The organism is Alteriqipengyuania sp., assembly GCF_964222115.1.
GTDB lineage: Bacteria > Pseudomonadota > Alphaproteobacteria > Sphingomonadales > Sphingomonadaceae > Alteriqipengyuania.
Genome location: NZ_CAXQBM010000015.1, coordinates 13,192 through 35,830 on the forward strand (window position 1 = coordinate 13,192; position 22,639 = coordinate 35,830).

The 22,639-nt window shown below is 64.7% G+C and carries 25 protein-coding genes; 16 read left to right on the forward strand and 9 right to left on the reverse strand.

Annotation, left to right across the window (positions count from 1 at the left end):
* Positions 1-4: 4 nt before the first annotated feature.
* From ACEQXE_RS02280 to ACEQXE_RS02305, 6 genes are all read right to left on the reverse strand, one after another.
* Positions 5-490, reverse strand: a complete 486-nt coding sequence (locus ACEQXE_RS02280) for a GNAT family N-acetyltransferase (RefSeq protein WP_370177265.1) — start codon at positions 488-490, stop codon at positions 5-7.
* A 30-nt stretch (positions 491-520) separates the two neighbouring features.
* On the reverse strand, positions 521-949 hold the full coding sequence (locus ACEQXE_RS02285; RefSeq protein ID WP_370177266.1) for an ExbD/TolR family protein: 429 nt from the start codon (positions 947-949) through the stop codon (positions 521-523).
* Positions 950-1,104: 155 nt separating this feature from the next.
* Positions 1,105-1,539: an ExbD/TolR family protein gene (locus ACEQXE_RS02290; RefSeq protein ID WP_370177267.1), complete on the reverse strand. Its 435-nt coding sequence runs from the start codon at positions 1,537-1,539 to the stop codon at positions 1,105-1,107.
* Positions 1,540-1,573: 34 nt separating this feature from the next.
* The gene (locus tag ACEQXE_RS02295; RefSeq protein ID WP_370177268.1) at positions 1,574-2,110 is read right to left on the reverse strand and encodes an ExbD/TolR family protein; all 537 of its coding nucleotides are present in this window, start codon (positions 2,108-2,110) and stop codon (positions 1,574-1,576) included.
* Positions 2,111-2,197: 87 nt separating this feature from the next.
* Positions 2,198-2,944 carry a MotA/TolQ/ExbB proton channel family protein gene (locus ACEQXE_RS02300; protein ID WP_370177269.1) on the reverse strand — a complete coding sequence of 249 codons (747 nt, stop codon included), beginning with the start codon at positions 2,942-2,944 and terminating at the stop codon, positions 2,198-2,200.
* A 104-nt stretch (positions 2,945-3,048) separates the two neighbouring features.
* Entirely contained in the window at positions 3,049-3,705 is a 657-nt protein-coding gene (locus ACEQXE_RS02305) for an energy transducer TonB (protein WP_370177270.1), read from the reverse strand.
* Between the two features lie 325 nt (positions 3,706-4,030).
* On the opposite strand from ACEQXE_RS02305, the gene ACEQXE_RS02310 reads away from it, so the two are divergent.
* On the forward strand, positions 4,031-4,900 hold the full coding sequence (locus ACEQXE_RS02310) for a hypothetical protein (protein ID WP_370177271.1): 870 nt from the start codon (positions 4,031-4,033) through the stop codon (positions 4,898-4,900).
* A gap of 66 nt (positions 4,901-4,966) precedes the next feature.
* Positions 4,967-6,283: a homoserine dehydrogenase gene (locus tag ACEQXE_RS02315; protein WP_370177272.1), complete on the forward strand. Its 1,317-nt coding sequence runs from the start codon at positions 4,967-4,969 to the stop codon at positions 6,281-6,283.
* 4 nt (positions 6,284-6,287) lie between these two features.
* Here ACEQXE_RS02315 and ACEQXE_RS02320 read toward each other — a convergent pair whose 3' ends face one another.
* Complete coding sequence (locus tag ACEQXE_RS02320) at positions 6,288-6,872, reverse strand: hypothetical protein (RefSeq protein ID WP_372520215.1); 585 nt, start codon at positions 6,870-6,872, stop codon at positions 6,288-6,290.
* 64 nt (positions 6,873-6,936) lie between these two features.
* On the opposite strand from ACEQXE_RS02320, the gene glpX reads away from it, so the two are divergent.
* Positions 6,937-7,926 carry a class II fructose-bisphosphatase gene (glpX, locus tag ACEQXE_RS02325; protein WP_370177274.1) on the forward strand — a complete coding sequence of 330 codons (990 nt, stop codon included), beginning with the start codon at positions 6,937-6,939 and terminating at the stop codon, positions 7,924-7,926.
* 197 nt (positions 7,927-8,123) lie between these two features.
* Here the strand turns inward: glpX and ACEQXE_RS02330 are convergent, their stop codons facing one another.
* The gene (locus tag ACEQXE_RS02330; RefSeq protein ID WP_370177275.1) at positions 8,124-8,495 is read right to left on the reverse strand and encodes a hypothetical protein; all 372 of its coding nucleotides are present in this window, start codon (positions 8,493-8,495) and stop codon (positions 8,124-8,126) included.
* A gap of 235 nt (positions 8,496-8,730) precedes the next feature.
* Here ACEQXE_RS02330 and ACEQXE_RS02335 point away from each other — a divergent pair, with 235 nt between their 5' ends.
* The 13 genes from ACEQXE_RS02335 to ACEQXE_RS02395 all read left to right on the forward strand — a co-directional run bounded on the left by ACEQXE_RS02335 (position 8,731) and on the right by ACEQXE_RS02395 (position 21,002).
* Positions 8,731-9,666, forward strand: coding sequence for a ribose-phosphate pyrophosphokinase (locus ACEQXE_RS02335; protein ID WP_370177276.1), 936 nt, complete (start codon positions 8,731-8,733; stop codon positions 9,664-9,666).
* A gap of 19 nt (positions 9,667-9,685) precedes the next feature.
* Positions 9,686-10,468, forward strand: a complete 783-nt coding sequence (locus tag ACEQXE_RS02340) for an inositol monophosphatase family protein (RefSeq protein ID WP_370177277.1) — start codon at positions 9,686-9,688, stop codon at positions 10,466-10,468.
* A 4-nt stretch (positions 10,469-10,472) separates the two neighbouring features.
* Positions 10,473-11,012: a flavodoxin family protein gene (locus tag ACEQXE_RS02345; protein ID WP_370177278.1), complete on the forward strand. Its 540-nt coding sequence runs from the start codon at positions 10,473-10,475 to the stop codon at positions 11,010-11,012.
* Between the two features lie 23 nt (positions 11,013-11,035).
* Positions 11,036-11,794: an SDR family NAD(P)-dependent oxidoreductase gene (locus tag ACEQXE_RS02350; protein WP_370177279.1), complete on the forward strand. Its 759-nt coding sequence runs from the start codon at positions 11,036-11,038 to the stop codon at positions 11,792-11,794.
* Between the two features lie 2 nt (positions 11,795-11,796).
* Positions 11,797-12,531 (forward strand): SDR family oxidoreductase, encoded by a 735-nt coding sequence (locus ACEQXE_RS02355; protein ID WP_370177280.1) that lies wholly within the window; start codon positions 11,797-11,799, stop codon positions 12,529-12,531.
* A gap of 132 nt (positions 12,532-12,663) precedes the next feature.
* The gene (rpmI, locus tag ACEQXE_RS02360; protein WP_370177281.1) at positions 12,664-12,867 is read left to right on the forward strand and encodes a 50S ribosomal protein L35; all 204 of its coding nucleotides are present in this window, start codon (positions 12,664-12,666) and stop codon (positions 12,865-12,867) included.
* A 53-nt stretch (positions 12,868-12,920) separates the two neighbouring features.
* On the forward strand, positions 12,921-13,280 hold the full coding sequence (rplT, locus tag ACEQXE_RS02365) for a 50S ribosomal protein L20 (protein ID WP_370177282.1): 360 nt from the start codon (positions 12,921-12,923) through the stop codon (positions 13,278-13,280).
* Between the two features lie 88 nt (positions 13,281-13,368).
* Positions 13,369-14,484 carry a phenylalanine--tRNA ligase subunit alpha gene (gene pheS, locus ACEQXE_RS02370; protein WP_370177283.1) on the forward strand — a complete coding sequence of 372 codons (1,116 nt, stop codon included), beginning with the start codon at positions 13,369-13,371 and terminating at the stop codon, positions 14,482-14,484.
* Positions 14,481-16,868 (forward strand): phenylalanine--tRNA ligase subunit beta, encoded by a 2,388-nt coding sequence (pheT, locus tag ACEQXE_RS02375; RefSeq protein ID WP_370177284.1) that lies wholly within the window; start codon positions 14,481-14,483, stop codon positions 16,866-16,868. The genes pheS and pheT overlap by 4 nt, the downstream gene beginning before the upstream one ends.
* On the forward strand, positions 16,865-17,608 hold the full coding sequence (locus ACEQXE_RS02380) for an SDR family NAD(P)-dependent oxidoreductase (protein ID WP_370177285.1): 744 nt from the start codon (positions 16,865-16,867) through the stop codon (positions 17,606-17,608). Before pheT ends, ACEQXE_RS02380 begins: the two co-directional genes overlap by 4 nt.
* Positions 17,609-17,621: 13 nt before the next feature.
* Complete coding sequence (locus ACEQXE_RS02385; RefSeq protein WP_370177286.1) at positions 17,622-19,184, forward strand: peptide chain release factor 3; 1,563 nt, start codon at positions 17,622-17,624, stop codon at positions 19,182-19,184.
* Between the two features lie 253 nt (positions 19,185-19,437).
* Positions 19,438-20,004: a pyridoxamine 5'-phosphate oxidase family protein gene (locus ACEQXE_RS02390; protein WP_370177287.1), complete on the forward strand. Its 567-nt coding sequence runs from the start codon at positions 19,438-19,440 to the stop codon at positions 20,002-20,004.
* A gap of 107 nt (positions 20,005-20,111) precedes the next feature.
* Positions 20,112-21,002: a hypothetical protein gene (locus ACEQXE_RS02395; protein WP_370177288.1), complete on the forward strand. Its 891-nt coding sequence runs from the start codon at positions 20,112-20,114 to the stop codon at positions 21,000-21,002.
* A gap of 25 nt (positions 21,003-21,027) precedes the next feature.
* On the opposite strand, the gene ACEQXE_RS02400 is transcribed toward ACEQXE_RS02395, so the two are convergent.
* Entirely contained in the window at positions 21,028-22,620 is a 1,593-nt protein-coding gene (locus ACEQXE_RS02400; RefSeq protein ID WP_370177289.1) for a GMC family oxidoreductase, read from the reverse strand.
* Between the last annotated feature and the right edge of the window lie 19 nt (positions 22,621-22,639).

Genomic DNA, 22,639 nt, shown 5'->3' on the forward strand with positions numbered 1-22,639 from the left:
CCGTTCAGCCGTCCGCGGGATCGAGCCACATGGCCATGCCCTGCGACTTGGGTGCGACTGGCTCGAAACCATATCCGGCATAGAGATGGCTCGCATCCCCGTCAGCAATCAGGCTCACATAGGCGCGGCCCGGAGCTCGCTCTGCCAGCCTTTCCATCAATGCCTGCATGATCGCCTTGCCGAGCCCCTTGCCCTGGTGTGCAGGCAGGACCGCGATGTCGACAATCTGGAAGAACAGCGCCCCGTCGCCAACTATGCGGCCCATGCCGATGGCTTCGCCTTCGTGCTCAATCACGACGGCGATGAAGCTATTGGGCAGACCGGCGCTTGCAGCGGCTTCGTCTCGCGGGGTGAGGCCAGCCTCTTCGCGCAGGCGCAAATAGTCCGCCATTGACGGGATCCGGTAGGTGAGGGCGTAGCCGTCAGCGATCGACATGGTATTGCCCATACGGCAATTCTCGCCGTCAGCCAGCTTTGTTTTCCGCGACACGTTGGCGCCGCCATTGGCCCTCTACGCGTTTCAATCGGCCGCGAATTTGCGGTATTTCTCGTTCCCGACGAAGCCGAACCGCGTGACCGGGGAGGCGTGGATGGTCTGCATGGTGCGTGCCGAAAGCGCATAGCTTGCGTTGGCTTCGGGTTCGTACTGCAGCTCGGGTTCGGGGCTCAGGCGGCTGGCGATCAGCAAATTGGTGTCGAGTTCGGCCTGCGAAACCGGATCGCCGTTCCAGAGTACGGCGCCGCCTTCGGTCACCACGACCTTGTTGATCACGCGATCCACGATCGGGCCGGCCTCTCCGGCGCCTACATCGACATCAGTCGTATGCGTGGTGAGCGGAATGGTGATGATGAACATGATGAGGAGCACCAGCAGCACATCGATGAGCGGCGTCATGTTCATGTCGCCCATGTGGGTGGATGCGGGGCGCTCTGACTGAGCAAAGGCCATTGTCACTCTCCCATCACGAGGCCGACCGTTCGGCCTGCATGGAAGAGATTAGCGCAACAGAACGTCAATCTCCAGCAGGCACGAAAAAGGGGGCGGATTACTCCGCCCCCTGATCGCTGGCTGCACCGCGATGCGACCCTTGTCTGTGCCCGACCTTACTTGCCGAACTCGCGATACTGCTCGTTGCCGACAAAGCCGAAGCGGGTGACGCCCGACGCCTTGATGACGTTCAGCGTGCGCGCCGAGAGATCGTAGCTGGCCAGCGGTTCCGGCTCGAACTGCAGTTCGGGCTCCGGATCGATGCCCTTGGTGATCTCCAGGTTACGCACCAGTTCGCTCTGGTCGATGGAGTCGCCGTTCCACAGGATTTCGCCCTGCTGGGTCAGCACGATCTTGTTCTTGATCGGGTCGATCTGATTTTCCGGCGGCGGATCGGGGTTGGGCGTGGGCAGGTCGATATTAACCGCGTGGGTGGCCACGGGAATCGTGATGATGAACATGATGAGGAGAACGAGCAGGACGTCGATCAACGGCGTCATGTTCATTTCCATCATCGGCGCGCCATCATCGCTGCCGCCTGACATAGCCATGGTTGTGGTCTCCTAAATTCTTGGCCGGGCCAGATCAGCCGTTCGGATCGACCGGGTTCGAGATGAACCCGACGGTCGGATAACCGGCGGCCTGGACGTTGTAGATCGTACCGGCCACGCAGCGCCAAGGGGCGTTGACGTCGCCACGAATGTGCACCTGCGGGATCAGTTCCGGGTCTTCCATGATCGCTTCGGGGCCACCAGCACGCTGGACGATGTTGTCCAGACGCTCGAAGGCCTGATCGTAGAGTTCCTCGGACGACACTGCGGTCGTGCCGTTGATGTACACGCGGCACTCGCCATCGCGGATCGCGCCGGTAAAGCCCGACTGGATCGGCCCGGCAGTGCGCCCTTCGGCGTCGGTCGTGCTGACCGTAATCAGCAGGTTCTCGACCTTGTCCTCCGATTCGACCGATGCAAAGATCGGAATTTCGAGCTTCTCGATCGTCTGAATCGCGACCGGAACCGCAATCAGGAAGATGATGAGAAGCACCAGCATGACGTCCACCAGCGGAGTGGTGTTGATGTCTGCCATCGGCGTTGAGCCGTCGCCTCCCGTGGAAATCGCCATGGTCTGCGTCCTATCCGTTAATTGGCCAATGAGAGAGCTGATCGGGACCGCGAGAGCGGCAAACGCGCCACGCGGCCCCGGATCGGCTTACTTCTTGGCGGTCTTGGCGGCCTGCTGCGCCGAAGCGGCAGTCATCGGGCGAACACCACCGTTCGAATTGATGTATGCCAGCAGGTCGGTCGAGAAACCGGTCAGCAGTTCGGCAATCTTCTTGTTGCGCGACTGCAGCCAGTTGTAGGCGAACACCGCGGGAACAGCGACGAGCAGACCGATGGCGGTCATGATCAGCGCTTCACCGACCGGGCCGGCGACCTTGTCGATCGAGGCCGAACCGGCGAGACCGATGTTGATCAGCGCGCGGTAGATACCGATAACCGTACCGAGCAGACCGACGAACGGTGCCGTTGCACCGACCGTGGCGAGGAAGGCGAGGCCGCCGTTGAGGCGCGACATGATCGCATCCTGCGAACGTTCCAGCGAACCATGCATCCAGTCATGCGCTTCGAGGCTGTCGGTCATCTTGCCGTGCGACGCCTGTGCGGCGATGCTATCGTCGACCATCTGGCGCCATGCGCTGTTCTTGTCGAGCTTGGTCGCACCCTCTTCCAGCGAGTTGGTGCGCCAGAACTGGTTACGCACCTTCTTGTACTGGCCAAGAACCCGGTTCTGCTCGAGCAGCTTGGTAATCAGGATGTAGAACGAGCCGACCGACATAATCACCAGAACGCCCAGGATGGACCAGGCGATCGGGCCGCCTTGTTCCATCGCTTCCATAAACCCGAATTCGGTCTGCGGACCTTCGCCGGTGGCGGCCGCCAAAAGATTGATCATCATCACGAAGTCCTCTTCAAAAACAAATGTCTACTTACAAAAACCCGGCGCGCTTCCTTGTCTAAGCGTCTCGCAATCGCGCGCCCAATCGAAAACTGCCCAACCGCTCAGTTCGGGATCTGCCAGAGCACCTGGCCCGAGAACGTGCCGTCGCGGCTGAAGCGCGCGCGCCGGCTTACGAGACGGCAGGTTGCATCCTTCAGTTCGCTGGGAGCGCTGCCCCCGGTGATCGAACATCCTGTCACGCGGCCATTGCTGCCGATCGTCAGGGAGTAGGACACGGTGCCGTTGTAATCGCGGCTGATCCAGCTCGACCGGTAGTCCGATTGCGTGATCCACGAACTCTGGTTGTTCGTCGGGCGCAGCGGTGGCGGCGGAGGAGGTGGGGGCGGCGGGGGCGGCGGGGGCGGCGGGCTTGGGGGGCCCGGATCGAACACCTCGCGCTGCACCACATCGCGCTGCACGATCTGATCCGTGCTCCGCATATCCGGCGGGCGCTGGTTCAGATTAACCGGCGGCCTGGGCACCACGATCGGTGGCGACGTTTCCGGCACCGGCTGATCTGGCGGCGGGGGCGGGGGCTCCTCCGGCTCGGGTGGTGGTTCGTCCTCAATATCGACTGTCGTCACCCGCTCAACGGCCTTCTTGACGGCTGAATAAGCCAGGCCGGTAATCAGGACGTAGCCGATGGCAACATGAATGAGAGCAACGATGATGATCGAGACAAGCTTGCTGCCACTCATCTGTTGGTCTGAATAAGCCATGCAGTCGCATCACTCCATCAAGCACCGGGCGCGGCCCGGCGATCATGTCCGGCGGCTGCACCGGACGGCGATTTTTTCCGACTCCAACTGCCAATCCGATTGCGTCTCCGGGCAAGCCGAAGCCGTAATCATTATAGCCGATGGGGCCGTGTCCGGGTAATTTCATACCGTCGACCCAGACCGGCCGGGTCTTAAACAGGATGCTTACCCTCTGCAAACCCTTTGTCGGTTCAGTCAGGATTCACAAGATAATGTGTCTCCAACCTGAAAATTCTGTCGTAGAAACCCAGGTAGGGTCCCGACAAACACAACCCCGGAGAGCGCCGTGAAGTTCCTCGCCTCTTTCATCCCCGCTTGCGCTTTAGCTGTCTGCGCGGCGATTCCCGCCACGCTCTCGGCTCAGGCTCCTGCTCAGGCCTCCGCCTCGACCCAGCGCGCCAGCGACGCAGACCTGATCGATCTGGCGGATTATGCCGATCTCGTCGTGCGTGCAAAAGTGCGGCGGCAGAGCGATGTAGCGCCAGAGCGCGCGCCCGGCCTGCGTCCGGGCTATGCACGCTACTACATTGAGGCGGACACGCAGAACCTGATTGCGGGCAACACACCGCTGGGCGAGCGGGTGCGTTACCTGGTCGATCTCCCGCTCGACGCAACAGGCCGCAAAGCGAAGCTGCGCAAGAAGGAAGTCCTGCTGTTTGCACGCGCCGTCCCCGGCCGCCCGAGCGAGCTGCAACTGGTCGCACCCGATGCGCAGCTGCTGTGGAGCGAGGCGCTGGAAGCCCGCACTCGTCTCATTTTGGAACAGCTGGTCGCGCCCAACGCAGCGCCGCGAATCACGGGTGTGCGCGATGCGCTGTCGGTCGCCGGCACTCTGGTTGGCGAATCGGAGACCCAGATCTTCCTCGATACGGTCAATAATGATCCGGCCGCGATCAGTGTGGTGCGTCGCCCCGGCATGGCGCCCGTATGGGGCGTGTCGTTCTCGGAGATCGTCGACCAGGCCGTGCGCGTGCCCGAACCCGGCTCGCTGGCCTATTATCGCCTGACCTGTGCGCTTCCGCTCTCCCTGCCCAGCGAAGCCAATCTGGCTCGCGAACCCGCAGACCGGGCCCGGGCAAGCGACGACTACCGCTTCGTGATCGCGCAGCTGGGATCGTGCGTGCGCCTGCGCGAGCCGCCGACCCTGCAATATTGATCCTCCCCCGCTGATTGTGCCGCGAGGGCTTGCGTTCGGGCAGGCCGCATCGCATCGCACTGCAGCATGAGCGAAGCTTTCAGACTGGGAATCGCAGGGCTGGGCACTGTGGGCACGGGCGTGCTGCGCCTGCTGGCCGACAATGCCGACCTGCTGCACATGCGCGCCGGACGTCCGATAGAGGTCGCTGCGGTGAGCGCGCGCGACAGGTCACGAGACCGCGGCATCGACCTTGCTTCGTATACATGGTGCGACGATCCGGTCGCGCTGGCGGATCTTGATGGCCTCGATGCGGTGGTCGAGGTGATCGGCGGGAGCGAAGGACCTGCACTCACGCTCGCCGAACGCGCGCTTGGCCGGGGCCGATCTGTCGTCACCGCAAACAAGGCGATGATTGCCGAACACGGCTTCGCCCTTGCGCAGACGGCCGAAGCGAAAGGCGCTGCACTCCTGTTCGAAGCAGCGGTGTGCGCCGGTACGCCGATCCTGCAGACCCTGCGCGAAGGGCTGGTCGGGAACCGGATCGACCGGATTGAAGGCATCCTCAACGGAACCAGCAACTACATCCTTTCCGCGATGGAGCGGCAGGGAGAAGACTTCGATGCCGTCCTGAGCGAGGCGCAGCGGCTGGGGTACGCCGAAGCTGACCCGACGCTGGACGTGGGCGGCGGCGATGCGGCGCACAAGCTCGCGATCCTGGCAGCGCTGGGATTCGGTGTGCGCCCGCATTTCGGCGAGGTCGAGGTTGAGGGCATCCAGGATATCCGCGCCGCCGATATCGTGCAGGCCGAACGGCTTGGCTATTCGGTGCGGCTCGTTGCGATGGCCGATCTGGAACGCGAAGACGGTGTGCCTGCGCGCCTGCTCCAGCGCGTCCGCCCATGTCTGCTGCCTGCCGATCATCCACTGGCCGCAATCGACGGACCGACCAACGCGGTCCTCGCCCAAAGCGACTATGCAGGGCCGATCCTGATCCAGGGCGCGGGCGCAGGCAGCGAATCGACCGCCAGCGCGATCGTAGCCGACGTGGTGGCGCTGGCTCGCGGTGACGCCCGCCCTGCGTTCGGCGTGCCGACTTCGTCGCTCGTGCAGACCGCGTGTGCCGATTCGGGTGAGCGCGAGGCACGCTATTACCTGCGTTTCGTCGTGGCAGACCGCCCGGGCGTGCTGGCCGAACTTGCCGCCGCGATGCGCGATGCACGGGTGAGCATCCAGAGCCTGATCCAGGAAGGCGAGAGTGTCGGCCCGGAAGAGGCGGGGATCACCATCGCGTTGGTCACGCACAAGGCGCCTGCGCGCAACATCCGCGATGCGCGCGAACGGCTGAAGGGATCGCCCAGCATCGTCGAGCCACCGCTCGCCATGCCAATCCTGATGGACTGACCGATCATCCGTCCGGATTGTCCGGCGATTCGTCCTCCGGCTCCGCTTCAGGAGCCGCCGCAGGTGCCGCCTTTTCGCTCTGCGGCTCCCCATCGTCGTACTGGCTCCCCCGCGGCGCGAGCCCGCGCGCGATCCGGTCTGCGTCGGAGCCGGGCGGCGCTTCGGGCAGGGTGGAAAAGTCGATCATGTAAACCGGCGGCTTCGGGCACGGTGGGATGATGCACAGGCCGCTGACGGTGGCCGGGCCCTTGAAGATGCCGGGCCCGGAGACATCGGGCGCCTGCCCGGTCCATTCCAGGTGGCTGTCGTCGCCGCGCTCCAGTCGCGACGACACGCGATAGCGATCGGGGTCCGATTCGATCGGCGCGCATACGATGATGATGTTCTCATCGCCCGATTCGACGCAATCGGCGGGCGGCGGTGCGGGCGGATCCTCGAGCCGATAGGCCTCTTTCGCGCGCTCCAGCATCGGGCCGATCTTGTCCTCTTCCGCTGTTTCCGCCTGTTCTGTCTGTGCCCAGGAAGGGGGCGCGAGACCTCCCGAAACGAGCAGACCAACCACCACCATTCGAAGCGTCGATGTCGACACGGCCTTCCTCCCGGACTAGGCGCACTCCCCGAAGGCCAACCACTCCAGAGGGACTGAATCGCTTATGAACACCGCAGGCACGTCCAACGAACTCGCCAATGAACTCGATCGCGTGCTGGTGCTCGAAATGGTCCGTGTGACCGAGAAAGCGGCCATCGCCGCTTCGAAGCTGGTCGGCCGGGGCGACGAGAAGGCGGCCGATGCCGCCGCCGTCGAAGCGATGCGGCGTGCTTTCGACAAGCTCTATATCGATGGCACGGTCGTGATCGGGGAGGGCGAGCGCGACGAAGCGCCGATGCTCTATATCGGGGAGAAGGTTGGCGGCGCTCCCGGCAAGGGCCCGAAGATCGACATCGCGCTCGATCCGCTGGAAGGCACGACCATCACGGCCAAGGCGGGCCCCAATGCGCTTGCGGTGCTGGCGGCGGCGGAAGAGGGCAACCTGCTGAACGCGCCCGATGTCTACATGGACAAGCTGGCGGTTGGCCCGGGTTACCCGGAAGGCATCATCGACCTCGCCAAGAGCCCGAGCGACAACGTGCGCGCGGTGGCCGAAGCCAAGGGCGTCGATCCCTCGGAGATCATCGTGTGCGTGCTCGACCGAGACCGGCACGCCGATCTGATCGCCGAACTGCGATCGCTCGGCTGCGGAGTCGCGCTGATCGGCGATGGCGATGTCGCGGGCGTGATCGCGGTGACCGACGAGAACACCACGATCGACATGTATATGGGCCAGGGCGGTGCGCCCGAAGGCGTGCTCGCCGCAGCGGCGCTGCGCTGCGTAGGTGGGCAGTTCAACGGGCGGCTGGTGTTCCGCAACGATGACGAGCGAGCGCGTGCCGCCAAGTGGGGGATCGACGATCTCGACCGTATCTACAAGCTGGAAGACCTCGCCAAGGGCGACTGCATCTTCGCGGCGACGGGCGTGACCTCGGGCTCCCTCCTCGATGGGGTGAAGCGCAAGCGTGGCGGACGGATGACGACCGAAAGCGTCGTGATGCGCTCGTCCAGCGGCACCGTGCGCTGGATCAGGAGCGAACACAGCGCACGATAGGCAGCGGAAATGCGCTGACCTTCCCTTTCGCTCGACGGTCCTCGCACGCCTGTCAGGGACTCGCGCTGGATCAGGAGCGAACACGAAGCGCGGTAGACAGCGGAAACACTCCGCCCCCGCCTTGCCCCTAGCTAGTGCATGGTGCTCGGTTCGGTGACACACCGACAGGGATATTTTTCGCAATTGCGCCGCGCCGGTCATGTTGCGCCGGTTCCGCCATGGCCCGGTCGCGAGGCGGTGCGGCGGAGCAGCCGCACAAGCGCCGCCCTGTCGGGCTTGCGGCGTATCCCCACCATCCGTCCGCGATAGAGCACCGGCTGCGCGAGCGGCGTCTCCAGCCGAGACAGCAGCGCGGCATCTGTCACTTTCCGGAAATCCTCCCGCAGGGGCTCCACATGGCCCGACCCGGGCGGCGTCAGAACGCGGTCCCACGCATGGGCGAAAGATTGCGCGCCTTCGCTCTCGCGCAGCCGATAGGCGCTGGCCCGGCTCATGCCGACATGGCGGGCGGCAGCAGCCACCGACCCGGTGACAAAGAGACTTGCGAGAAAGGCGCACTGGCGCGCCACGCTCCAGCCGTCCCTCCGTGCGCGCAGCGGCACGGGGCGGAACCAGCCGGGGCGGCGGCGGAGGCGATGTGCGCAAGGCTTGCCCATCCACCAGTATGAGCCACGAATGGGGGCCAGTAGGAAAGTGTTTTCGGTGTGGGGAGCCGCCGCGCGAACGCGATCCATACATTGCATTTGTATGACCGGAGGGTTAGCCGCGCGCTTGCACTCCTCGCCGACAAAGGACCGCCCCCTTATGAAACTGATGGCCGGCAATTCGAACCTGCCGCTCGCCCGCGCGATCGCAGGCTATCTCGAAATCCCGCTGACCGACGCGAGCGTGCGGCGCTTCGCGGACGAGGAAGTCTTCATCGAGATTCACGAAAACGTGCGCGGCGAAGATGTGTTCGTGCTCCAGTCCACCAGTTTCCCGGCGAACGACAACCTGATGGAACTGCTGATCGCGATCGATGCGCTGAAACGCGCTTCGGCCCGGCGGATCACGGCGGTTGTGCCCTATTTCGGCTATGCCCGGCAGGACCGGAAACCCGGCCCGCGCACACCGATTTCGGCCAAGCTGGTCGCCAACCTGATCACGCAGGCCGGGGCCGACCGCGTGCTGGCGGTGGACCTGCACGCAGGGCAAATCCAGGGCTTCTTCGACATCCCGACCGACAACCTGTTCGCCGCGCCCGTGATGGCCGCCGATATCCAGGCGCGGTACGGCGACAAGGACCTGATGGTGGTGTCGCCCGACGTGGGCGGCGTGGTCCGCGCGCGGGCGCTGGCCAAGCGGCTCGACAATGCGCCGCTCGCCATCGTCGACACGCGGCGCGACCGCCCCGGCGAATCGGAAGTGATGAACATCATCGGCGATGTGAAAGGCCGCCACTGCGTGCTGATCGACGATATTGTCGATTCGGGGGGCACCTTGTGCAACGCTGCCGATGCCCTGCTCGAACAGGGTGCGGCCTCGGTCGCCGCCTATATCACGCACGGCGTGCTTTCGGGCGGCGCGGTGGCGCGGGTCGACGGATCGCAGCTGACCGAACTGGTGGTGACCGACACGATTCCCGCAGCGGAAGCCGCCAAGGATGCCATGCGCATCCGCTACCTCACTATCGCCCCGTTGATCGGCGAGGCGGTGCGGAGGATCGCCGACGAAAGCTCGGTCTCGAGCCTGTTCGACTGATCGGGCGCGGGTCGCGGCGATGAAACTCGACGACGAACTGGCGGTCGCGCACCGGCTGGCCGATGCCGCGCGCGAGGCGATCCGCCCGCATTTCCGCAAGGCGACCGCGGAGTTCAAGGGCGATGCCTCGCCCGTCACCGTGGCCGACCGCGAGGCGGAAGACGCGATGCGCGCGATCCTGATGGCGGACTTCCCGCAGGATGGCATCGTGGGAGAGGAATATCCCGCGCACGAAGGGCGATCCGGGCGGCAATGGGTGCTCGACCCCATCGACGGGACGATAAGCTTCCTCGCCGGGCGCCCGATTTTCGGCACGCTGATTGCGCTGATGGCAGACGGCTGGCCCGTGCTCGGCATTATCGACCAGCCGATTATCGGCGAACGCTGGGTCGGCCGGATCGGCGCGCCGACCACGCTCAATGATCGTGAAGTACGCACGCGGACCTGCAAGAGCCTCGACGAGGCCATGCTCGCCACCAGCAGCCCGCACTATTTCGATGCGCAGGGGGCCGATGCCTACATGCGGCTGGCCCATGCGGTCGGCGGTAACAAGCGGCAGGGCATGATCGTCTATGGCGGCGACTGCTACAACTACGGCCTGCTGGCCAACGGACACCTCGATATCGTGTGCGAATCGGGGATGAAGCTGCACGATTACGCCGCGCTCGTCCCCGTGGTTGAAGGCGCGGGTGGCACGATGAGCGACTGGCAGGGCAATCCGCTCGACGCGCAGAGCGACGGGACGGTACTTGCGCTGGGCGATCCGGCGCGGCTGGAAGACGTGCTGGAAGCGCTGGGCTAGTCCGGTGGCGCGGATCACGGTCCTCACCGCATCCGCACGCAGCGATGGCAATACGCGGGCGATGGTCGATGCCTTCTTCGGGCACTGCGGTGCCCTGGCGGAAGAGATCGATCTGGCGCGTCTGCGGATCGAACCGTTCGCTTACGACCAGTTGGCTGCGCGCGACGATTTCCTGCCAGTCGTGCAAAAGATGGCTGGCAGCGAGCACATCGTCTTTGCAACCCCGGTCTACTGGTACGCGATGAGCGGCCTCATGAAGACCTTTTTCGACCGGCTGACCGACTTGCTGCTGGTAGAGGCGAATCGCCCGCTGGGCCGCGCCTTGGCAGGGCGCAGGGTGTGGCTCCTCGCGACGGGCACCGAAGAGGGACTGCCCCCCGGTTTCACCGAACCCTTTGCGCGCACCGCTGCCTATTTCGCGATGGATTGGCGCGCGGGCACCTATTGCCGCAGCATGGGCAATGCAGAGCTGTGTGGCGATGCGCTGGCACCCGCTAGGGAGCTTGGTGACAAGATCATGGCCGAAATCGACGCGGCACCGTGACCGGATCGGCGCGTTGGTGCGCCATGAACGACAACAGGATCTTCATCACCGGCATCGGCAATGGCATCGGGCGGGCGCTCGCGCAGCATTATGCGGATAAGGGCTGGCGCATCGCGGGGCTCGATCCCGATGGCGAAGCGCTGGCCGAATTGCGCGGTGCCCTGGGAGGCAACCCGCTGCTGGTCGAAGGCGATGCGGGCAGAGAGGCGCACGTGATCGACACCGCGGATCGCCTGTCCGAATGGCTCGACGACGCGCCGCTCACCTGCCTCGTCAATAATGCGGGGATTGCAGACCCCTATGCCGGGCCGCTCGAAGACCTCTCCCTCGCCGACTTCCAGGGCTGGATCGATGCCAGCCTGACGGCCGCCTTCCTGTGCAGCCGCACCCTGCTGCCGTTCCTCAGGCGCGGTGACTCAGGCTGCATCGTAAACATCTCCTCCACCCGCGCTGTGATGAGCGAGCCCGAATGCTTCGGCTATGCTGCCGCCAAGGGCGGGCTCGACGCGTTGACGCACGCGATGGCGGTCTCTCTGGGGCCGCAGATCCGGGTGAATGCGATCCGCCCCGGCTGGATCGAGACGCGCGACTGGCAGAAGCGATCCGAGTGCGAAGAGGTTTCCCATCGTGAGAAAGACAAGGCGCAGCATCCCGCGGGCCGCGTCGGCAGGCCGGAGGACATCGCGCAGACGGTCGACTGGTTGCTCGATTCGGACTTCGTCACTGGGCAGGCGATCAATGTCGATGGTGGCATGACGGTCAAGATGATCTACGAGCACTAGCCATGAATGGGGCGGGACATCTCGATCTGACCGGCAAGACCGCACTGGTGACCGGCGCGGCGCGCGGGCTGGGCAAGGCGATTGCCTTGCGGCTGGCGGAAAACGGCGCGCGGGTGTTTGTGGCGGGTCGCGACGCGGCGGCGCTGCGCGACGTGGGCGGCGGGACGCAGCCGCTCGTGTTCAACCTCGACGACGAAGCCGCGTGTTCAGGCGCGCTGGAGCAGGTCGGCGGCGTCGATATCCTCGTCAATAACGCGGGCATGCGTGATCGGCGCGCTCTGGCAGACCTGCCGCGCGAGGCCTTTTCCGCGATGCTCGAAACCAACCTGACCGCGCCCTTCGACCTTGCGCGCCGGGTGGCGCCGCACATGATCGAGCGCGGCTGGGGGCGGATCGTCAACGTCACTTCGATCGCCGGTCAGATCGCGCGCGGCGATGCGGCCTATACCGCCAGCAAGGGCGGGCTCGACGCGCTGACCCGCGCGCTCGCAGCGGAACTGGGCCCGCACGGGATCACGGTCAACGCGGTCGCCCCGGGCTATTTCGCGACCGAGACTAATGCGCAAATGGTGGCGGATGAAGAGATTGCCGCACACCTGCAGCGCCGCACCTCGCTGGGTCGCTGGGGCCAGCCGGAGGAAATCGCGGGTGCGGTCGCCTTCCTCGCCTCGGATGATGCGAGCTACATCACTGGGCAGGTGCTGGCGATCGACGGCGGCTACCTCGCGCACTTCTGAGCGCGCCCGAATCGCTTGCAAACGCGCGCGAAAACGCTATGTGGCCCGCTTCACCGACACGTATTTCACCACCGGCCTGGCTGAAAGGGCTGCCAGGGCTGGTTCGGACGTGTCTCTGTCAAGGAGATGAAAATGCCCAAGATGAAGACCAAGAGCGGTGTGAAGAAGCGCTTCAAGTTCACCGCGACCGGCAAGGTCAAGCATGGTGTCGCCGGCAAGCGCCACCGCCTGATCAGCCACAATGCGAAGTATATCCGCCAGAACCGTGGCACCGATGTTCTCGCGAAAGCAGACGTCGACCACGTGAAGAAGTGGGCCCCTTACGGGCTGAAGTGATCGCTTGAGGGGGATCCCCTCGCGACACGCTATTTTCTAGAAGGATATACGAAATGCCTCGCATCAAACGCGGCGTCACTACGCGCCAGAAGCACAAGCGGCTCCTAGACCAGGCCAAGGGCTATCGCGGCCGCCGCAAGAACACGATTCGCGTCGCGCGCCAGGCGGTCGAAAAGGCCGGCCAGTACGCCTATCGCGATCGCAAGGTTAAGAAGCGCAACTTCCGCGCGCTCTGGATCCAGCGCATCAACGCTGCGGTTCGTGCCGAAGGCCTGACCTATTCGCAGTTCATCCACGGCACCAAGCTGGCCGGCATCGAGCTGGACCGCAAGGTGATGGCCGACCTCGCCATGAACGAGGAAGCGGCCTTCAAGTCGATCATCAAGCAGGCGAAGGATGCGCTTCCCGCCTGATTGATCGAAGCCGTTTGAAAAGAGGAAGCGCCACCCACCCGGGTTGGCGCTTTTTCTTTGCCTCCCATTCGTCTAGCGAGCCCGCGTCATGAGCACCGAACACGAAGCACAAGTCACCGAAACGCTGGAGCGGTTGCACGCCGCGCAGGATATCGACGCGGTCGAAGCAATCCGGGTGGAGGCGCTGGGCAAGCAGGGCTGGCTCAACGCGCTGATGAAGACGCTGGGCAAGATGTCGCCCGAAGAGCGCCAGACCGAAGGCCCGCGCCTGCAAGGGATGCGCGCCCGCGTTGCCGAGGCGATCGAGGATCGCAAGGCCGTGCTCGAATCCGCCGCGCTCGAAGCCAAGCTGGCGACCGAAGTGCTCGACCTGACGCTGCCCGCACCGCAGGCGCCGCAAGGCTCGGTCCACCCGGTCAGCCAGGTGATGGACGAGATCGCGGAAATCTTCGCGGACCTCGGCTTCGCGGTCGCCACGGGGCCCGAAATCGAGGACGACTGGCACAATTTCACCGCTCTCAACATGTCGGAAACGCACCCCGCGCGCGCGGAGATGGACACGTTCTATTTCCCGGATCGCGATGCCGAGGATCACCGCATGCTGCTGCGCACGCATACCTCGCCGGTGCAGATCCGCACGATGAAGGCGGCTTCTGCGAACGGCGGTGAGCCGGTGCGGATCATCGCGCCGGGCCGCGTCTATCGCAGCGACAGCGACGCAACGCACACGCCGATGTTCCACCAGGTAGAAGGGCTCGCGATCGACCGGGACATCCACCTCGGCCATCTCAAGTGGACACTGGAAACCTTCTTCAAGGCGCTGTTCGAGCGCGACGATATCGTGCTCCGCCTGCGCCCGTCCTACTTCCCCTTCACCGAGCCTTCGGTGGAGTTCGATGTCGGCTATTCGAACGAGGGCGGCAGGCGCGTGGTCGGCGGCCACGGCGATGCCGAGGGGCACGACTGGATGGAGCTGGGCGGCAGCGGGATGGTCAATCCGCGCGTGCTCGAATTCGCAGGGTTCGATCCGAATGAATGGCAGGGCTTTGCTTTCGGCCTCGGGATCGACCGGCTGACCATGCTCAAGTACGGAATGAACGACTTGCGCGCCTTCTTCGATGGCGATGGCCGCTGGCTGTCGCACTACGGCTTCTCGCCCTTCGACCAACCGACGCTTTCGGGCGGTGTGGGAGCGCGCGCATGAAGTTCAGCATCGAATGGCTGCAGTATTTCCTCGAAACCGATGCCTCGGTGCAGGAGATCGCGGATACGCTTAATGCCATCGGCCACGAGGTCGAGGGGATAGAGGATCCGGCAGAAAAGCTTGCCGGGTTCACCGTCGCCGAAGTGCTCACTGCAGGGCCGCATCCCGATGCGGACAAGCTGCAGGTGCTCTCCGTCTCGACCGGCGCGGGCGAGCCGCTGCAGGTCGTGTGCGGTGCGCCCAATGCGCGCGCCGGGATGAAGGGCGTGCTTGGCCTGCCGGGTGCCGTCGTGCCGTCGAATGGCATGGAGCTGCGCAAGTCCAAGATTCGCGGTGTCGAATCGAACGGCATGATGTGTTCGGTGCGCGAGCTGGAGCTGGGCGAGGAGCACGATGGCATCATCGAGCTGCCGGGCGATGCGCCGACGGGCGCCGATTTCGCCGAGTACCATTCTGCTTCGCCGATCATCGACGTGGCGATCACTCCCAACCGGCCCGATTGCATGGGCGTGATGGGTATTGCGCGCGATCTGGCGGCGGCGGGCCTCGGCACGTTTAAGCCCTTTGCAGCTGACGAGATTGCAGGCAAAGGTACCTGCCCCGTCGAGATCCGCACCGACGATGCAGAAGGTTGCCCGGCCTTCTATGGGCGCGTCATTCGCGGCGTGAGCAACGGCACATCGCCCGACTGGATGCAGCGGCGGCTCAAGGCGGCGGGCCAGCGGCCTATCTCCGCGCTGGTCGATTGCACGAACTACCTGATGCTCGCGTTCGGGCGGCCCGCGCACGTCTATGATCTGGCGAAGCTCGACGGCCCGGTGGTCGCCCGCCGCGCGAAGACCGGCGAGCAGATCGAGGCGCTGAACGAGAAGACCTACACGCTCGACGATACGATGACCGTGATCGCGGACGATAATGGCGTTCACGATGTTGCCGGGATCATGGGCGGCGAACACTCGGGCGCCACCGATGCGACCACCGAAGTGCTGCTGGAAATCGCGTATTTCGACCCTGCGCGGATCGGTGTGACGGGCCGCAAACTGGGCCTGACCAGCGATGCGCGCACCCGGTTCGAGCGCGGGGTGGACCCCGAATTCCTTGACGAAGGGCTTGCGATCCTGACCGACTTGATCCTGAAGACCTGCGGTGGTGAGCCGAGCGAGGTTGTGCGCGCGGGTTCGCCGCCGGCGGAGCGCAAGGTTGTGCAGTTCGACCCGGCGCGTACCGCGAAGCTGGGTGGGGTCAAGGTGGCGGAAGATCGCCAGCGGGAGATTCTCACCGCGCTCGATTTCGAGGTCGCTTCCGATTGGCAGGTTAGCTGCCCGCCGCGCCGCCACGATATCGAAGGGCCTGCCGACCTGGTCGAGGAAGTCGTCCGGATCGAAGGGTTGGACAAGGTCGCCAGCGTTCCGCTGACCCGCGCGCCCGGTGTCGCCAGGCCCACGGCCACGCCCGAACAGAAGCTGCAGCGGAAACTTCGCCGTGCGGCCGCCGCGCGGGGCCTGCACGAGGCGGTGACGTGGAGCTTCCTGCCGGTGCCCGATGCTGAGCATTTCATGGATGAAGGGGCCCTCTGGGTCCTCGACAACCCGATCAGCGAAGACCTGAAGGCCATGCGCCCCTCGCTGCTGCCCGGACTGCTCACCGCTGCCAAACGCGCATCGGATCGAGGGAGCGCGGGTGCGCGGCTGTTCGAGATCGGGCGGCGCTATTTCCGCGGGAAAGGCGGCCATAGCGATGAGCGTTCGACGCTGGGCGTCGTGCTTTCGGGTGAGAAGACGCCGCGCGGCTGGTCCACTGGCAAGCCGACGACTTTCGATGCCTACGACGCCAAGGCCGAAGCGCTCGCGCTGCTCGAAGCCGCCGGTGCGCCGGTCGACAACCTGATGGTTTTCGGCGAAGCAGGGCCGCAGTTCCATCCCGGCCAGTCGGCTACTTTGCGGCTGGGGCCGAAAAAAGTGCTCGCGCGCTTTGGTACGCTGCACCCCGCCACGCTCAAGGCCTTCGATGTCGACGGGCCTGTCGTGGCGGTGGAGATTTTCCTCGACGCGATTCCGGCGAAGAAGAATTCCGAGTTCGCGCGCGCAACCTACAGCCCGCCTGCCTTGCAGCCGGTCACCCGTGACTTCGCGTTCCTGGTCGACAGCGGCTTGCCTGCAGGCGATCTGGTCAAGGCCGTGCGCGGGGCGGACAAGCAGGCCATCGTCGACGCGCGCATTTTCGACCGGTTCGACGGGCAGGGCGTGCCCGAGGGCAAGACCTCGCTCGCGCTCGAAGTCACGCTCCAGCCGGGAGAGAAGAGCTTCACCGACGAGGAGCTCAAGGCGATTTCCGAGCGTGTCGTCAAAGCTGCCGAGAAAATCGGAGCGGAGTTGAGAGCATGAAAACCGCACTGATTACCGGCGCGACCGCAGGGATCGGTCAGGCGACTGCGCGGCTGCTCGCGGCCAACGGCTGGCGCGTGATCGGCACCGGGCGGCGGCAGGAGCGGCTCGATGCCCTGGCGCAAGAGCTGGGCGCAGACCGCTTCCTCGGCCTCGCCTTCGACGTGACCGACGAAGCTGTGCGCAATGCCGCGATCGACGGCTTGCCCGAAGACTGGCGCGCTATCGACCTGCTGGTGAACAATGCCGGCCTTGCGAAGGGCCTCGCTCCTGCGCAGGAGGCCGATCTCGACGACTGGCAGGTGATGGTCGACACCAATATCACCGCGCTGCTGGGGCTGACGCGCAAGCTGCTGCCCGGCCTGATCGAACGCAAGGGCGCGATGATCAACATCGGCTCGGTCGCAGGGTCCTACGTCTATCCCGGCGGCAATGTGTACGCAGGCTCCAAGGCTTTCGTGAACCATTTCACGCTGGCGATCCGGGCGGACCTGCACGGCACGGGCGTGCGCGTGACCAGCATCGAGCCGGGCATGGTCGAGACCGAGTTCACCACCGTGCGCACCGGCAGCCAGGAGCGGTCGGACGAGTTCTATTCGGGTGCGCACCCGATGACGGGCGAGGATATTGCCGAGACGATCCGCTGGGTCTCCGAACTGCCCCCGCACCTAAACATCAACCGGCTGGAATTGATGCCGGTGACGCAGGATTTCGCGGGCTTCCGCGTGGCGCGGGACTGATTAGATCACCGCAATGACTTCCGAACGCCGTACCTTCGCGATCATTTCGCACCCCGACGCGGGTAAGACTACGCTGACCGAACAGCTTCTGCTGACCGGCGGCGCGATCCACCTTGCGGGCGAGGTGAAGGCGCGCGGGGCTGCGCGGCGCGCGCGATCCGACTGGATGAAGATCGAGCAGCAGCGCGGCATCTCGGTCACGTCGTCGGTCATGACCTTCGAGCGGAACGGGATCACCTTCAACCTGCTCGATCCGCCGGGGCACGAGGATTTCTCCGAAGACACCTATCGCACGCTGACCGCGGTCGATTCGGCGATCATGGTGCTCGATGCCGCCGCCGGTATCGAGGCGCAGACGTTGAAGCTGTTCGAGGTGTGCCGGCTGCGCAGCGTGCCGATCATCACCTTCATCAACAAGATCGACCGCGAGGGGCGCGAGCCTTTCGAACTGCTCGACGAGATTGCCGAAAAGCTCGCGCTCGATACCGCGCCGATGAGCTGGCCGGTCGGCATGGGCGGGCTGTTCGAAGGAGTCTACGATTTCGAGGAGAACGAACTCTACCTGCCCGAAGGCGACGGGAAGGAGTTCAAGGGCAAGACCGTGAAGGTCAGCGGGCCGGAGGACGAGAAACTGGGCGAGCACCTCTCCGCCGATGGGGTCGCGCGGGTGGCCGAAGAGGGCCTGCTGGCGCGCGAAGGCTATGCCCCGTTCGATTTCGAGGCCTATCGCAATGGCGACCTGACGCCTGTTTATTTCGGGTCGGCGCTCAAGGAATTCGGCGTCACTGCGATTATCGACGCGATTGCGAAATTCGCGCCGCCGCCGCGCCCGCAGCCCACTGATGACGGCGAGATTGCGCCGGACCGCGATGAAGTCACCGGCTTCATCTTCAAGGTGCAGGCGAACATGGACCCCAACCACCGTGACCGGATCGCCTTCATGCGGCAGGTTTCGGGCACCTTCAAACGCGGCATGAAGCTGACGCCATCCGGCCTCGGTAAGCCGATCGCTGTGCATTCGCCGATCCTGTTCTTCGCGCAGGACCGCGAGATTGCCGACAATGCCTACCCCGGCGACATTATCGGCATCCCCAACCACGGCACGCTGCGCGTGGGCGACACGCTGAGCGAGAAGAACGAGGTCCGCTTTACCGGCCTACCCAACTTCGCACCCGAAATACTGCGCCGCGTCCAGCTGAAGGATCCGACCAAGACAAAGCAGCTGAGGAAAGCGCTCGACGATCTCTCCGAAGAGGGCGTGATCCAGGTGTTCTACCCGGAGCTAGGCGCGAACCACATCGTCGGCGTGGTCGGCCAGCTGCAGCTGGAGGTGCTGATTTCGCGGCTCGCGGCGGAGTACAAGGTCGAGGCCGCGCTGGAGCCCGCGCCCTTCGCCACCGCGCGCTGGGTGCGCGGCGATGCGAAAGCGCTCGACCAGTTCGAGAGTTTCAACCGGGCGAACCTGGCCAAGGACCGCGACGGGGACATGGTATTCCTCGCCAAGAGCCCGTGGGACGTGAACTACCAGGCCGAGAAGAACCCCGACCTGACGTTTTCGGCCACCAAGGAGCGGTAGCGCTTCTCCTGACATCTCCGGGAAATTTTGGGTTTCACACAGAGAGCACAGAGATTTCGCAGAGACGTGAAGAGGTGGCGCTCGCGGCGCAGTCCTCCTCCATTTCCAGCCGTGCGCTTAGGGCGATGGCGAAGGAATCGAACATGCCTTCGGCAGGCACAGGGCCTCTGCGCCTCTCTTCCCTCTGTGACCTCTGCGTGAATCAAATCGGCGCTGGCTTGCCGCTTGCGCAGCGCTGGCATATTCTCGGTTCATGGCCGATTTCTTCGATGCGCTGAGCGACAAACACATCGCAATGATCGAGGCGCAGCCCGTGTTCTTCGTCGCCACGGCGGCGCAGGATGCACGGATCAACCTGAGCCCCAAGGGGTACGATGCGTTTCGCATCCTTTCGCCAACGCGGGTGGCCTATCTGGACCTGGGCGGGTCGGGCAACGAAACGCACGCGCACCTTGCGGCGGATGGGCGCATCACGGTCATGTTCTGCAATTTCGACCGGCCTGCGCTAATCCTGCGCATCTATGGCCGGGGCCGCCCGGTGCTGCCGCAGGACAAAGGGTGGGATGCGCTGGCAAGCAACTTCACCCTGCTTCCCGGCACGCGGCAGATTTTCGATATCGCGGTCGAAAGCGTGCAGACATCCTGCGGCTGGGGCGTGCCCTTCATGGACTACAAGGCAGAGCGCCCGACGCTCAAGAAAGCGCATTCCCAGTCCGATCCGGGCGAGTGGGAAGCCAAGATGGCGAAGCGCATGTCCAGCATCGACGGCCTGCCAACGCGCGCGACGGACCGCTACATCGCCGGCGACAACGCCGGTTGATGCCACACTCGTCGCCGTAAATCCCCCCTTCAGCAAAGCAGTGCTTCTGAATGGAGCCGCGCCATGATATGGTTAACGCCATAAGCAATGATGGGGAGTGAACCCGTATGCGTTCGCTAATTCTTGCACTTTCGCTGGCCGTTCTGGGTGTTTCACCCGCAGCGGCACAACTCGCCACCCAGCCTGCATCGGGTGGCTTGCCGGAAGACTTCCACGGCAAGGTCCAGTATTTCGGCAACCATAGTGGCGAAGTGCGCGCGACTGTGCCCGGCACGCCCAGGCGCACCGACGCCAAGTGCCCGAAGCGCGAAGGTGGCTGCCCCGAACAGATCGGCGGGAGCTTCCAGGCCGAGCTGGAATTCGATGGCGACATTGTACGCGGGACCTACCAGGGAACCGGGGGAATGCGCCCATCCTCCCTGATCGGTCGCCGCAATGGCGCCAATTGCCGCCTGTTCGACACGGCTGACGGTTCGGTGTGGAGCGGCCGCTGCGATGGCGAAGCCTTTATCGGAACCGTGCGCAGCGTCCCCAATGCTCCCGAACAGATCGAGGTGGCTTTCGAGACGGTCGGCGTGAACACGGTCGATCTGGAACAGATCCGCTGGAAGCGCGAGCTGATCGCGGCTTACGATCGTTACGGCGGCATTGTGTTCGGCGACGGTGCCGGAGAATCGCGGCTCGAATCGATCCTGCTGCTGAACAACTATTTCCTCGACGAGGGGTTGGCATACCGCCCGGGTACGCTGCGCAATGTCGAGCGGCAGAGCGACAAGAAGAACAGCCCGATCTACTCGGTCTATGGCGATTATGTGCGCTATGACGGTGCGTCCGCGTGGGCGCGCGCACGGTTCGAATATGACCGCTTCGTGTGCCTCGAAACTTCGGTAGAGCCCGGTTATTGCAAGGTAATCGATCCCAATCCGCCGGTGATCGAGCCTGCCGACGATTTCTTCGCGTGGCTTGGCCAAGCCACCGGTGGGCCCAAGGATCTCTGACTTATTGGCAAGGGGCGGCGCGCAATTACGCCGCCCGCTCGGCCTCCATCACGAAGTCCGCGCAACGCTCCCCGATCATGATCGAGGGGGCGTTCGTGTTTCCGGAGACGATCTTCGGCATGATCGAGGCATCGGCCACCCATAGCCCGTCTACGCCGCGCGCTTTTAGTTTCGGGTCGACCACTGCATCCTCATCCGATCCCATGCGGCAGGTGCCGACCGGGTGGTAGACCGTGTCCGCCCGGTTGCGGATCAGCGCGTCGAGCGCGGCATCGTCTGCCAGGTCGACCGGGTGGCGATCGGTCAGCTCGTAATCGGATAGCGGCGGTGCCTCGGCGATACGGTGCGACAGGCGCACGCCTTCGCGCAGCACGGTGATGTCGCGCTCATCGTCGAGGAAATTGGGATCGATTGCGGGCGAGTCCGCCGCATCCTGCGAGGCGAGCCGCACGGTGCCCCGGCTTTCCGGCCGCAACACGCAGGCGTGCAGCGATACCCCGTGGCCGTTGACCTTCTCGCGCCCGTGATCTTCCAGCATCGCGGGTACGAAGTGCCACTGGACATCGGGGCAGGGTGCGTCGGGCGCAACCTGCCAGAACCCGCCCGCCTCGGCGTAGGGCGTGGTCATCGCGCCGGTCCGCTTGCGGCGATGCTCCACCATGGCGCTGAGCATGCGTATCGTCCCTTCGCGACTATTGCCGATCGGTACGCGGCTGACCGTCTCCCAGCTGGAGACATAGTCGATATGATCCTGCAGGTTGCTGCCGACGGCGGGGCGATCGACCAGCACCGGGATATCCAGCGCATTGAGATGGCGGCCCGGCCCGATGCCCGAGAGCATCAGGATCTGCGGGGAATTGAACGCGCCTGCCGAGAGGATGACGCCGCGCCGCGCGAAAATCGTCTCGCGGCTGCGGCCCTTGCGGATCGCGACGCCCGTTACCCGGCCACCCTCGATCACCAGCTTCTCGACCAGGGTGCCGGTGCGGATATCGAGGTTGGGCTGGTTGCGGATCGGCTCGACATAGGCGCGGCTGGCAGACCAGCGCTCTCCCGTGCGCTGCGTCACCTGGTAGAGCCCGAAGCCCGCCTGTTTCTCTCCGTTGAAATCTTGCGTCTCGGGCATTTGCAGCGCGGCGGCGCTCTGCACGAAAGCGCGACTGGCATCATTGGGCCAGTGCTGGTCGGATACGAACAGAGGCCCGCCTTCGCCGTGGTATTCGTCCGCTCCGCGCTCGTTCGCCTCGCATTTCTTGAACCACGGCAGCACATCTTCGTAGGCCCAGCCATCGCAGCCCATCGCGGCCCAATTGTCGTAGTCCCACGCATTCCCGCGAATATAGATCATCGCGTTGATCGCGGAGGATCCACCCAGCCCCTTGCCGCGCGGCTGAAAACCGACGCGTCCGTTCAGGCCCTTCTGCGGCACGGTTTCGTAGCGGTAGTTGGGCGCATTGCCGAGGAAGGGCATCATTCCAGGGGTCTTGATGCGGAAATTGTTGTTGCGCCCGCCCGCCTCGACCAGGCAGATACTGCGCTGCCCGCCGACGGACAGCCGCCCGGTCACCGCGCAGCCTGCGCTTCCGCCCCCGATTACGATGTAGTCATACTGGTTCATGCCGATCCTCTCCGTCTAC